This is a genomic window from Methylopila musalis (assembly GCF_042679725.1).
Classification (GTDB): Bacteria; Pseudomonadota; Alphaproteobacteria; order Rhizobiales; family Methylopilaceae; genus Methylopila; species Methylopila musalis.
Genome location: NZ_JBHTMX010000090.1, coordinates 1 through 11,671, shown reverse-complemented (window position 1 = coordinate 11,671; position 11,671 = coordinate 1). Strand labels below are relative to the sequence as shown.

At 70.7% G+C, this 11,671-nt stretch carries 10 protein-coding genes; 4 read left to right on the top strand and 6 right to left on the bottom strand.

Features of this window, described 5'->3' with window-relative positions; all coding sequences use genetic code 11:
* Both ACFQ4O_RS10770 and ACFQ4O_RS10765 read left to right on the top strand, forming a co-directional pair.
* On the top strand, positions 1–465 hold a 465-nt coding region (locus ACFQ4O_RS10770), incomplete at its 5' end, for a hypothetical protein (protein ID WP_378775695.1).
* A 16-nt stretch (positions 466–481) separates the two neighbouring features.
* Entirely contained in the window at positions 482–1,831 is a 1,350-nt protein-coding gene (locus tag ACFQ4O_RS10765) for a glutamate--tRNA ligase (RefSeq protein ID WP_378775694.1), read from the top strand.
* Between the two features lie 231 nt (positions 1,832–2,062).
* Here the strand turns inward: ACFQ4O_RS10765 and ACFQ4O_RS10760 are convergent, their stop codons facing one another.
* Positions 2,063–2,845 (bottom strand): enoyl-CoA hydratase, encoded by a 783-nt coding sequence (locus ACFQ4O_RS10760; protein WP_378775693.1) that lies wholly within the window; start codon positions 2,843–2,845, stop codon positions 2,063–2,065.
* 196 nt (positions 2,846–3,041) lie between these two features.
* Between ACFQ4O_RS10760 and ACFQ4O_RS10755 the strand changes: the two genes are divergently transcribed.
* Together ACFQ4O_RS10755 and ACFQ4O_RS10750 are read left to right on the top strand one after the other, a co-directional pair.
* Positions 3,042–3,173, top strand: coding sequence for a hypothetical protein (locus ACFQ4O_RS10755; protein ID WP_378775692.1), 132 nt, complete (start codon positions 3,042–3,044; stop codon positions 3,171–3,173).
* A 177-nt stretch (positions 3,174–3,350) separates the two neighbouring features.
* Positions 3,351–4,325: a DMT family transporter gene (locus ACFQ4O_RS10750; protein WP_378775691.1), complete on the top strand. Its 975-nt coding sequence runs from the start codon at positions 3,351–3,353 to the stop codon at positions 4,323–4,325.
* 11 nt (positions 4,326–4,336) lie between these two features.
* Here the strand turns inward: ACFQ4O_RS10750 and ACFQ4O_RS10745 are convergent, their stop codons facing one another.
* The 5 genes from ACFQ4O_RS10745 to ACFQ4O_RS10725 form a co-directional block, all read right to left on the bottom strand.
* Positions 4,337–5,320 carry an aliphatic sulfonate ABC transporter substrate-binding protein gene (locus ACFQ4O_RS10745; protein ID WP_378775690.1) on the bottom strand — a complete coding sequence of 328 codons (984 nt, stop codon included), beginning with the start codon at positions 5,318–5,320 and terminating at the stop codon, positions 4,337–4,339.
* A gap of 107 nt (positions 5,321–5,427) precedes the next feature.
* Positions 5,428–6,828, bottom strand: coding sequence for a dihydrolipoyl dehydrogenase (gene lpdA, locus ACFQ4O_RS10740; protein WP_378775689.1), 1,401 nt, complete (start codon positions 6,826–6,828; stop codon positions 5,428–5,430).
* Positions 6,829–6,865: 37 nt separating this feature from the next.
* Positions 6,866–7,141 (bottom strand): hypothetical protein, encoded by a 276-nt coding sequence (locus tag ACFQ4O_RS10735; protein ID WP_378775688.1) that lies wholly within the window; start codon positions 7,139–7,141, stop codon positions 6,866–6,868.
* On the bottom strand, positions 7,138–8,421 hold the full coding sequence (odhB, locus tag ACFQ4O_RS10730; RefSeq protein WP_378775687.1) for a 2-oxoglutarate dehydrogenase complex dihydrolipoyllysine-residue succinyltransferase: 1,284 nt from the start codon (positions 8,419–8,421) through the stop codon (positions 7,138–7,140). Before odhB ends, ACFQ4O_RS10735 begins: the two co-directional genes overlap by 4 nt.
* A 69-nt stretch (positions 8,422–8,490) precedes the next feature.
* The gene (locus ACFQ4O_RS10725; protein ID WP_378775686.1) at positions 8,491–11,451 is read right to left on the bottom strand and encodes a 2-oxoglutarate dehydrogenase E1 component; all 2,961 of its coding nucleotides are present in this window, start codon (positions 11,449–11,451) and stop codon (positions 8,491–8,493) included.
* Positions 11,452–11,671: the final 220 nt, after the last annotated feature.

Here is an 11,671-nt window from a genome sequence, read left to right as displayed (position 1 = left end):
CGGGCGGCCTCCTGCGCGCTGGGCGCGGCGGTCTACCGGCCAGCGGAGGGCGGCGGCGGAACCGCGCTGCGCTTCGTCGCGCTGCGCGACGCGGGTTCCGGCTCCCATCTCGGCTTCACGCTGACGCTCGCGCCGCGCGTGGCCTATCGCTTCAAGCTCACGCCCTCGTCCGGCGCCGCCGACAGCTATGCGGAGCTGGCGGAGCCCGGCCCCGCGCCCGTGACGCCCGGCGGGCGCTTCGCCTCCCCGTCCGGCCGCGACGCGGAGGACGGCGACGCGCCGGCCTCGCCGATCCACTTCTTCGACGAACGCTTCCGCCGCGCCGAGCCCGACGGGCTCGACTCGCCTGCGCCGGTGGCGGTGTTCCTGCCCGAGCTGCAGCGCGCCTTCGCCTATTGGAGCGCGAACCCGGACCCCGAGATCGCCCCGACCGGCGGTGTGTGGGTGCGGGACTGCGGCCGCTGACGGCCGGGAAATCCAGATGTCCACCTTCCGCTTCGCGCCGTCGCCCACCGGCCGGCTCCATCTCGGCAACGCCCGCACCCTGCTGCTGAACGCCCTGCTGGCGCGGCGCGAGGGCGGACGCTTCCTGCTGCGGCTCGACGACACCGACCGGGCGCGGGTGCGGGAAGAGTATGTGGACGCGATCCGCGACGACCTCGCCTGGCTCGGCCTGACGCCGGACGGCGAGGCGCGCCAGTCCGAGCGCTCCGCGCTGTACGAGGCGGCGTTCGAGCGGCTTCAGGCGGAGGGCCGCCTCTACCCGGCCTACGAGACCGAGGCGGAGCTCGACCGGGCCCGCAAGCTCGCCCGCGCCTCCGGCCGGCCGCCGCTCTACGACCGGGCGGCGCTGCGCCTCACCCCGGAACGCCGCGCGAGCCTCGAGGCGGAGGGCCGCCGCCCGCACTGGCGGTTCCGCCTCTCCGGAGGCCGCGTGGCCTGGGAGGACGGCGTGCGCGGCCGGCAGGAGATCGACCTCGGCAGCCTGTCCGACCCCGTCATCCGCCGCGACGACGGCTCGTTCCTCTACGTCTTCACCAGCGTGGTCGACGACGCGGACATGGGCGTCACCGCCGTGGTGCGGGGCGAGGACCATGTGGCGAACACCGCCGTGCAGCTCGACCTGTTCGCGGCGCTCGGCGCCGTCCCGCCCGCCTTCGCCCATCACAACCTGCTCACCTCGGCGGAGGGCGACGGCCTGTCCAAGCGCTCGGGGGCGCTGGCGCTCGCCACCTTGCGCGACGAGGGCGTGGAGGCGCTGGCGGTCGCGGCCTACGCCACGCTGATCGGCTCGGCGGAGGCGGTGCGCCCGGTCGCCGGGCTCGACGAACTCTCAGGGCTGCTCGATCTCAGGCGCCTGTCGCGCGCGCCGGCGCGGGTGGACATGGCCGAGTTGCGCGCCCTGTCGGAGAAGACGCTGCACGCGCTGCCCTTCGCTGCGGTGAGTCCCCGGCTGGAAGCTGCGGGCGTCGGCGGCGGCGCGGCGTTCTGGGACGTGGTGCGCGGCAATCTCACGTCGCTCAGTGAGGCCGCGCGCTGGTGGGCGATCGCCACCGACGACGGCTTCGCAGCCCCGCCCGCCGCCCCCGACGACGCGCCGACGCTCGAACAGGCCGCGCGCCTTCTGCCGCCCGCGCCGTGGGACGAGGCCACCTGGAAGGCGTGGACCGGCGCGGTGTCGGCCGCGACCGGCGCCAAGGGCCGCGCCCTGTTCCAGCCGCTGCGGCTCGCCCTCACCGGCGCCCCCCACGGCCCCGAACTCGCCCGCCTGCTGCCGTTCATCGGCCCCGCCCGCGCGCGCAGACGCCTCGACAAAGCCGTCGCCGGCTGACGCGCGTCTTTTCTTGTCCCGGCCTTGAGCCGGGACCCAGAACCACTGGCGGTTCAGAACAGCGCACGACGGCCGGGCCGTTTTATCTTCATACGGTGACGTTTCTGGGTCCCGGCTCAAGGTCGCTCTCCAACCGTGCAGCTTGTCCGGCAAACGCTGACGTTTCTGGGTCCCGGCTCAAGGCCGGGACAAGGTGGAGGCTCAACGGCGTCCAGCGCCGCGGCCGGCGTCTCAGCGGTTGCGGAACGCGGGTTTGCGCTTGTCCACGAAGGCGGCCATGCCTTCCTTCTGGTCCTCGGTGGCGAACAGGGCCTGAAACAGCCGGCGCTCCAGGCGCACGCCCTCGGACAGGGATCCCTCGAACGCCACGTCCACCGCCTCCTTGGCGGAGAGGGCGGCGAGGCGGGAGAAGCCCGCGATCTTCTCCGCCGCCTCCAGCGCTTCGTCCAGCAGGCGCTCGGGCGGGAGCACGCGGGCCACGAGCCCGCTGCGCTCGGCCTCGGCGGCGTCCATCATGCGACCGGTGAGGATGAGGTCCATGGCCTTGGCCTTGCCGACGGCGCGGGCGAGGCGCTGGGTGCCGCCGAAGCCGGGGACGATGCCGAGCGTGATCTCGGGCTGGCCGAACTTCGCGGTGTCGGCGGCGAAGATCATGTCGCACATCATGGCGAGCTCGCACCCGCCGCCGAGCGCATAGCCCGCCACCGCCGCGATCGAGGGCTTGCGGCAGGCGAGCAGCCGCCGCCAGGTGGGCGTGAAATCCTCGAGGAAGGCTTCGGCGTAGGTCTTGTCCGCCATCTCCTTGATGTCGGCGCCGGCGGCGAAGGCCCGCTCCGAACCCGTCACCACCACCGCGCCGACCGCGTCGTCCGCCTCGAAGGCCTCGAAGGCCAGCGCCAGTTCCTCGATCACCCGCGCGTTGAGCGCGTTCAGCGCCTTGGGCCGGTTCAGCGTGATCAGGCCGACCGCGCCGCGGGTCTCGACCAGAAGGGCGTCGTAATTGGTCTCGGTCATGGGAGCGCTCTGCCTTGGAACAGGGGACGGGCGCGAGAAGATTTAGGGCATCCGCCGCCCGCGCTCCACCACCGGCGCCCGCGCGCGAAAGCGTGAACGGCGGCGCAGCCCCCTCCCCTTGGCGTATGGCGCAGGAGGGGTACCCTGCTGCCGTGAGATGCGCGCCCCCGCGCGTCCGTCACCCCGGAGAGCGACGATGAAGACGCTGACCGCCGCCCTGCTCGCGCTGGGCCTCGCCGCGACCTTCGCGGCGCCGGCCTCGGCCGAGCCCTGCGCCCGAAAGACCAACAGCGCCTCCACCCAGACCGAGGCCCCGACCGGCACGTAAGCCGGCAGGGTCCCCCACGGGCGCGCCCCGCCCCCACGACCGAAGGTCCGGGCCTCGCCGCCCGGGCCTTCGCATGAGCGGACGACAACCTCCGCGCCGCGCGCGGCGCAGGCGCCTGCTCCCGGCATGGCGAACTCCGCGCGGCCCATGCTAGGCGGACCGTCGAAGGATCCGCCCATGCCCCCCTCCACGCCGACGGCGACGCCCGCCGACCCCGAGATCGTCACCGACCCCCGGCCGCTTTCGCCCCGCGTTCCGTGGGAGGGCTACGCGCTCGCCGCGGCGGGGGCGATCCTGTTCTCGGCCAAGGGCGTGCTGATCAAGCTCGCTTACGCCGAGAACGTGGACACCGAGACCCTGCTCGCGCTGCGCATGGGCCTCGCGCTGCCGGTCTATGTGGCGATCGCCGCGCTGGCGCTGGAGCGCGCGGGTCGCCCCGCCGGCCTCGACGCCCGCACGCTGGGCGCGGCCTTCGCGGTCGGCCTGCTCGGCTACTGGTTCGCGAGCTACACCGACTTTCTCGGCCTCGCCTACATCTCCGCCCCGTTCGAGCGGCTGATCCTGTTCACCTATCCGCTGTTCACCGTGCTGCTGGGCGCCGCCTTCTTCCGCCAGCCGTTCCGGTTAAGCGCGCTGGCGGCCTTCGGCCTGTCCTACGCCGGGCTCGCGCTGGTGTTCCTGAAGGACATGGAGGCGGAAGGGTTCGAGGCCACCCGCACCGGGGCCGCGCTGGTGCTGGCCTCGGCGCTCGCCTTCGCGCTCTACCAGCTGTTCGCCCGCGGCCTGATCGCCCGGCTCGGGCCGAAGCTGTTCACCTGCGTCGCCATGCTCGCGGCGGCGAGCGCCTCGCTGCTGCAGTTCCTGCTGCTGCGGGACGTTGGCGTGCTCGGAGCCTTGAGCGCCAGGGCCTGGTGGCTCGCGGCGGCGCTGGCTCTGTTCGCGACCGTGCTGCCGAGCTTCCTGCTGTCGGCGGCGCTGCACCGCATCTCGGCGCAGGCCAACGCCGCGATCGGCACGTTGAGCCCGATCGCGACGCTCGCGCTCGCCGTGGTGTTTCTGGGCGAGCGCGCCACGCTGGTCGATCTCGCCGGCGCGGCGCTGGTGCTGGCGGGCGTCGGCTGCTTCACGCTGACCGACCAGCGCCGCCGCTGAGGCTAGGGCCTTTACTGGGTCGCCGGCCGCCAGATCGGCGTGTCGGCGGTCACGATCGGCTTCGGGAACAGCCCCTCGCCGAAGAAGGCGTCGGCGATCTTCTGCTGCTCCGCGAGGCCCTCGCGCTCCACTGTCGCGACCTTGTAGGAGCGGCGCGCGTTGCCCTGCTCGATGATGGCGGCGTCGATCTTCCAGATCGCGGCGAGCTGTTCGGCCGCCTCCTTCGGATGCGCCTTGACCCACTCGCCCTTGGCCTTGAGCTGGGCGACGATGGTGTCGAGGATCGCGCCGTCGCGCTTCGCGAACGAATCCGTGGTCAGGTAGTAGCGCTTGTAGCTCGACAGGCCGTCGCCGTTCTGGAGCACCCTGGCGCCGGACTGCGCCTGGGCGCTGGCGAGGAACGGATCCCACACCACCAGCGCGTCCACGTTGCCGCCGATCAGCGCGGCGCGGCCGTCCGCGGGCGTGAGATAGGCGGGCGTGATCTCCTTGATGGAGAGGCCCGCCTTGGTCAGCGCCGCCAGCAGGAGATAGTGGCTGCCGGCGCCCTTGGTGACCGCGACCTTGCGCCCCTTCAGGTCCGCGACCGAGGCGATCGTCGAATTGGCCGGCACGAGGATCGCCTGCGCGGCGGGCGAGGCCGCCTCCTCCGCCACATAGGTCAGCTTGGCGCCCGCGGCCTGCGCGAACACCGGCACGGTGTCGGCCACGTCGGCGCTGAAGTCCACATTGCCGGTGTTGAGCGCCTCCAGCAGCGGCAGGCCGCTGGTGAACTCGTGCCACGTCACCCGGACGTTCTGCTTGGCGAGCGCCGCCTCCAGCTCGCCGCTGCTCTTGAGCAGCGTGGTCAGCGTGGAGGAGCGCTGATAGCCGATGCGGAGCGTCTCGGCGGCGTGGGCGCCCGCGACCGTGAGGCCGGACAGCGCGGCGGCGGAGAGGATGGCGAGCGCCAGCCGGCGGCTGAACGGCCGGACCAGGGAGAAGAGGTGAGACATGAGGTTCCCATGCGCGTGAGGGTCAGGCGCATGGGAAAACGTCCGGGCGGAGAATGCAACTCAATTCTATGTATTTAGTATAATGCTGTCTCCGCGAGATCGCGCCGTCACATGTGGATGGCGCGGCCTTCCACGGCGAGCGCCGCCTCCTTCACCGCTTCCGCCAGCGTCGGATGGGCGTGGCAGGTGCGGGCGATGTCCTCCGACGAGGCGCCGAACTCCATGGCGATGGCGGCTTCCGCGATCAGGTCGCCCGCGCGCGGGCCGACGATGTGGACGCCGAGCACCTTGTCGGTCTTCGCGTCCGCCAGCACCTTCACGAAGCCTTCCGTGGTGCCGTTCGCCTTGGCGCGGCCGTTGGCGGTGAAGGGGAATTTGCCGGCCTTGTACTCCGTCTTGGCGGCCTTCAGCTCGTCCTCGGTCTTCCCCACGGAGGCGACCTCCGGATAGGTGTAGACCACGCTCGGAATGACGTCGTAGTTCACATGGCCCGACTTGCCGGCGAGGATTTCGGCGATCGCCACGCCTTCGTCCTCGGCCTTGTGGGCGAGCATGGGGCCGGCGATGACGTCGCCGATGGCGTAGACGCCGTCGAGGCTGGTCTTGAAGTGGCCGTCGGTCTTCACCCGGCCGCGCTCGTCCAGCGCCACGCCCGCCTCCTCCAGCCCGAGGCCGGCGGTGTAGGGAACGCGGCCGATGGCGACCAGCACCACGTCGGCGTCGAGCGTCTCGGCCTCGCCGCCCTTGGCGGGCTCCACCGTGACCTTGAGGCCGTCACCCGCCTTCTCCGCGCCCGTGACCTTGGCGCCGAGCTTGAACGCCACGCCCTGCTTCTCCAGCAGGCGCTGGAACTGCTTCGCCACGTCGGTGTCCATGCCGGGGAGGATGCGGTCGAGGAACTCCACCACCGTCACCTCCGCCCCGAGCCGGCGCCACACCGAGCCGAGCTCGAGCCCGATCACGCCGGCGCCCACCACCAGCAGCTTGCCCGGAACCCTGGACAGCGCCAGCGCGCCGGTGGAGGAGACGATGGTCTCCTCGTCGATCTCGAGGCCCTTCAGCTTGGCCACGTCCGAGCCGGTGGCGATCACGACGCTTTTGGTCTCCAGCGTCTGGGGCGCGCCGCCTTCGGGCGTCACCTCCACCTTGCCGGAGCCGAGGATTTTGCCCACGCCGTGGAAGGCGTCGATCTTGTTCTTCTTCAGCAGGAACTCGACGCCCTTGGTGTTGCCGGCGACGCCTTCGTCCTTGAACGCCATCGCCTTGGCCAGATCGAGCTTCGGCGCGCCGACCTCGATGCCCATGCCCGCGAACTTGTGGCCCGCCTCCTCGAACAGCTCGGACACGTGCAGCAGCGCCTTGGAGGGGATGCAGCCCACGTTCAGGCAGGTGCCGCCATGGGTGGCGCGCTTCTCCACCACCGCGACCTTGAGGCCGAGCTGGGCCGCGCGGATCGCGCAGACATAGCCGCCGGGGCCGGTTCCGATGACGATCAGGTCGTAGGCCATGGCTCTCTTTCAGCTTTCTCGCTGTGCGTCGGGGTCGTCAGGGGCGGGCTCGGGGCCCGGCGTCCGCCTGACGGCGGAGGGTCCTGGTCTTCAGCGCGAGCGTCGCCCGGTTCGCCGCGCAGGCCAGGATCGCGAGGCCCGCGATCCATGGCAGGAGGTTGAGCAGGCTCGGCCACAGGCCGCCCTGCTCCCTGGAGCTGAAGGCGAGGATCAGGCCGATCGTCACGATCCCGACCAGGGTCATGACGAGCTGCCGGTCGAGCGCCGCCTTCAGGCGCCCGACCTCGGTGGCGGCGGAGTCCGGCCCGCTCACAGATCCATCACGAGACGCGACGGATCCTCGAGGCTGTCCTTGACCCGCACGAGGAAGGTCACCGCCTCCTTGCCGTCCACGACGCGGTGGTCGTAGCTCAGCGCCAGATACATCATCGGGCGGATCTCGATCTTGCCGCCGACCACCATCGGCCGCTCCTGGATCTTGTGCATGCCGAGGATGCCCGACTGCGGCGCGTTCAGGATCGGGGTCGACATCAGCGAGCCGTAGATGCCGCCGTTGGTGATGGTGAAGGTGCCGCCCTGCATCTCCTCGATGCCGAGCTTGCCGTCACGGGCGCGCTTGCCGAAGTCCGCGATCGTCTTCTCGACGCCCGCGAGGCCCTTGCCGTCCGCGTCGCGCACCACCGGCACCACGAGGCCCTTGTCGGTGCCGACGGCGATGCCGATGTGGTAGTAGTTCTTGTAGATCAGCTCCTGGCCGTCGATCTCGGCGTTCACCGCCGGGATGTCCTTGAGCGCCTGGATCACCGCCTTCACGAAGAAGCCCATGAAGCCGAGCTTCACACCGTGCTTCTTCTCGAACACGTCCTTGTACTTCGAGCGCAGCGCCATGACCTCCGTCATGTCGACCTCGTTGAAGGTCGTCAGCATGGCGGCGGTGTTCTGCGCGTCCTTCAGGCGGCGGGCGATGGTCTGGCGCAGCTTGGTGAGCTTCACCCGTTCTTCGCGGGAGGCGTCGTCCGGGGCGGACGGCGCGCGCACCTGAACCGGGGCCTGCGGCGCGGCCGGCTTCGCGCCGGTCTCAATCGCGACCAGCATGTCGCCCTTGGTCACCCGCCCGTCCTTGCCGGAGCCGGAGACGCCCGACGGGTCGACGCCGCTTTCGGCCGCGAGACGGCGCACCGCGGGGCCGGAGTCCGCCGCCGCGCCGCCGTTCGGCTTCGGCGCGTCCTTGGGCGCGTCCTTCGGCTCATCGCGGGGCTTGGTCTCGTTGGCGTCGTCCTTGATCGGCGCCGTCTTGGCGTCGTTCTTGGCGTCGTCGGCCTTGGCCTGCGCCTTGGGAGCGGGCGCCGCGCCGTCGCCGGCCTCGATCGAGCCCAGCAGCGCGCCGACCCCGACCGTCTCGCCGTCCTTGGCCTCGATCGCGCCCAGCACGCCGGCCGCCGGCGCCGGCACCTCCAGCGTCACCTTGTCGGTTTCGAGCTCGACGATGGGCTCGTCGGCGGCCACCGCCTCGCCCGGCTTCTTGAACCACCGGCCGATCGTCGCCTCCGTGACGGATTCGCCCAGCGTCGGCACGCGTATCTCGGTCGCCATTGAAATCTCCCATGAGGCGGGCCATCCCCGCCCGCCCGTTCATCCGTCAGTCTCGGGGTCGCCGTCCGGTCAGCTTTCGACCGTCAGCGCATCGTTCAGGAACGCCTGCAATTGGGCGAGGTGCTTGGACATGAGGCCGGTGGCGGTGGCGGCGGAGGCGGGACGGCCGGCGTAGCGCGGGCGCTTCACGGCGAGGCCCGCCGTGTTCATCGCCCACTCCACGTAGGACTCCACGAAGTTCCAGGAGCCCATGTTCCGGGGCTCCTCCTGGCACCACACCACGTCGGCGTTCTGGAAGCGGCTGAGCTCGTTCGTCAGCGCCTTGGCCGGGAACGGATAGAGCTGCTCCACCCGCAGCAGGTAGACGTCGTCCACCCCGCGGCGCTCCCGCTCCTCCAGCAGGTCGTAATACACCTTGCCGGCGGAGAGCACGACGCGGCGGATCTGGTCGTCCGGCTTCAGCGCGATGGTGGAGCCCGGATTGAGCTGCGCGTCGTCCCACAGCAGGCGGTGGAACGAGGTGCCGGCGTCCATCTCGGACAGCTTCGACGTCGCCTTCTTGTGCCGCAGCAGCGACTTCGGCGTCATCAGGATCAGCGGCTTGCGGAAGTCGCGCACCAGCTGCCGGCGCAGGATGTGGAAGTAATTCGCCGGCGTGGTCACGTTGGCGACCTGCATGTTGTCCTCGGCGCACATCTGCAGGTAGCGCTCCAGACGGGCGGAGGAGTGCTCCGGCCCCTGCCCCTCGTAGCCGTGCGGCAGCAGGCAGACGAGGCCGGACATGCGCAGCCACTTGCGCTCGCCCGACGATAGGAACTGGTCGAAGATCACCTGCGCGCCGTTGGCGAAGTCGCCGAACTGGGCCTCCCACAGCGTCAGCGCGTTCGGCTCGGCCAGCGAGTAGCCGTATTCGAAGCCGAGCACCGCCTCTTCCGACAGCATGGAGTTGATGACCTCGAACGCCGCCTGATCGTCGCTCAGGGTGTTGAGCGGGATGGCGCGCGCCTCGGTCTCCTGGTCCACGATCACCGAATGGCGCTGGCTGAAGGTGCCGCGCTCCACGTCCTGGCCGGACAGGCGCACCGGCTTGCCTTCGAGCAGCAGCGAGCCGAAGGCCAGCGCCTCGCCCATGGCCCAGTCCACGCCCTCGCCGCTCTCGGTCATCTTGCGGCGGTTCTCCAGCAGGCGCTGGATGGTGCGGTGGGCGTGGAAGTTCGCCGGCAGCTCCGTGAGCTTGCGGCCGAGCGCCTTCAGCGTGTCGATCTCCACGCCGGTCTTGCCGCGGCGGGCGTCGTCCACGTCCTTCGAGGCCTTGATGCCGGCCCAGCGGCCGTCGAGCCAGTCGGCCTTGTTGGGCTTGTAGGCCTGGCCGGCGTCGTATTCGGCGTCGAGCCGCGCGCGGAAGGCGGCGCGCATCTCGTCCACCTCGCCGGACTTGATCACGCCCTCGCCCTCAAGCCGCTGGGCGTAGGTCTCCAGCGCGGTCGGATGGCTGCGGATGCGCTTGTACATCAGCGGCTGGGTGAAGGCCGGCTCGTCGCCCTCGTTGTGGCCGAAGCGGCGGTAGCAGAAGATGTCGATCACCACCGGCTTGTGGAACTTCTGCCGGAACTCGGTCGCGATCTTGGCGGCGAAGGTCACCGCCTCCGGGTCGTCGCCGTTCACGTGGAAGATCGGCGCCTCGATCATCTTCGCCACGTCCGACGGATAGGGCGACGAGCGGGCGTAGCGCGGGCTGGTGGTGAAGCCGATCTGGTTGTTCACGATGACGTGGATCGAGCCGCCGGTGCGGTGCCCCTTCAGGCCCGACAGGCCGAAGCACTCCGCCACCACGCCCTGGCCGGCGAAGGCCGCGTCGCCGTGGATCAGCAGCGGCAGCACGCGGGTGCGGTCGGCGTCCTTCCACTGGTCCTGCTTGGCGCGCACCTTGCCGAGCACCACCGGGTCGACGATCTCCAGATGGGACGGGTTGGCCGTCAGCGAGAGATGCACGGTGTTGCCGTCGAACTCACGGTCCGACGAGGCGCCGAGATGGTATTTGACGTCGCCCGAGCCCTCGACCTCGTCCGGGGTCCAGGAGCCGCCCTTGAACTCGTGGAAGATCGCCCGGTGCGGCTTGCCCAGCACCTGCGACAGGATGTTCAGACGGCCGCGATGGGCCATGCCGAACACGATCTCGCGCACGCCGAGCGCGCCGCCGCGCTTGATGATCTGCTCGAGCGCGGGAACGATGGACTCGCCGCCGTCGAGGCCGAAGCGCTTGGTGCCGGTGTACTTGACGTCGAGGAACTTCTCGAAGCCCTCGGCCTCCACCAGCTTGTTCAGGATCGCCTTCTTGCCCTCGGGGGTGAAGGCGACGCCCTTGTCCGGCCCCTCGATACGCTCCTGGATCCAGGCCTTCTCGCCCGGTTCCGAGATGTGCATGAACTCCACGCCGACCGTGGAGCAGTAGGTGCGCTTCAGGATGGCGAGCATCTCGCGCACGGTCGCGTATTCGAGCCCGAGCACGTGGTCGATGAAGACGCGCCGGTCGAGGTCCTTCTCGCCGAAGCCGTAGGAGGCGGGGTCCAGCTCCTCCTGCGGCGGGCGGGTCTCGATGCGCAGCGGGTCGAGATCGGCCGCCAGATGGCCGCGGATGCGGTAGGCGCGGATCATCATCAGCGCGCGGATGCTGTCGCGGGTCGCGGCGCGGATCTGCTCCGGCGTCAGCGTGGAGCCCTTGGCCTCCGCCTTGCCCTTGATCTTGTCGCCGAGCACGATCTCGGCCGCGCCCCAGTTGCCGTCGAGCGCCGAGACCAGTTCGCCGTTGGCGGGCACCGGCCAGTTCGGGCGCTCCCAGGACGGGCCTTCGGCGGTCTTCGCCACCGCGTCCGGCTGGTCGCCCAGATCTTCGAAGAAGGCGCGCCACTGCGGATCGACCGAGGTGGGATCCTTCAGAAAGCGGGCCTGCAGGTCCTCGATGTAGGCGGCGTTCCCCCCCCACAGAAACGAGGTGAGGGAAAGTGCTTGGTTCGCCGCCTGGCGTGACATTGGTCTGGACCTTGCGTTGTTTTCGGAGCCCGCCCCCTGAAGCCATATGGGGGCGGCGGTTCGGATGTGAACGACCGGAACGCGACTTCCGTCGAAGGGGGCGCCGGTATCGCCTGCAATCAAGGCGAAATCGGCGCCGCCCGGAGAGAGCGTCAGCCCTTGAGCAGTTCGACGAGCGTTTTTCCGAGGCGCGCGGGGGATGGGGAGACGCGGACGCCGG

Coding starts and splice junctions, on each gene's coding strand:
- ACFQ4O_RS10765 (WP_378775694.1), top strand. CDS start 482: ATGTCCACCTTCCGCTTCGCGCCGTCGCCCACCGGCCGGCTCCATCTC.
- ACFQ4O_RS10760 (WP_378775693.1), bottom strand. CDS start 2,845: ATGACCGAGACCAATTACGACGCCCTTCTGGTCGAGACCCGCGGCGCG.
- ACFQ4O_RS10755 (WP_378775692.1), top strand. CDS start 3,042: ATGAAGACGCTGACCGCCGCCCTGCTCGCGCTGGGCCTCGCCGCGACC.
- ACFQ4O_RS10750 (WP_378775691.1), top strand. CDS start 3,351: ATGCCCCCCTCCACGCCGACGGCGACGCCCGCCGACCCCGAGATCGTC.
- ACFQ4O_RS10745 (WP_378775690.1), bottom strand. CDS start 5,320: ATGTCTCACCTCTTCTCCCTGGTCCGGCCGTTCAGCCGCCGGCTGGCG.
- lpdA (WP_378775689.1), bottom strand. CDS start 6,828: ATGGCCTACGACCTGATCGTCATCGGAACCGGCCCCGGCGGCTATGTC.
- odhB (WP_378775687.1), bottom strand. CDS start 8,421: ATGGCGACCGAGATACGCGTGCCGACGCTGGGCGAATCCGTCACGGAG.
- ACFQ4O_RS10725 (WP_378775686.1), bottom strand. CDS start 11,451: ATGTCACGCCAGGCGGCGAACCAAGCACTTTCCCTCACCTCGTTTCTG.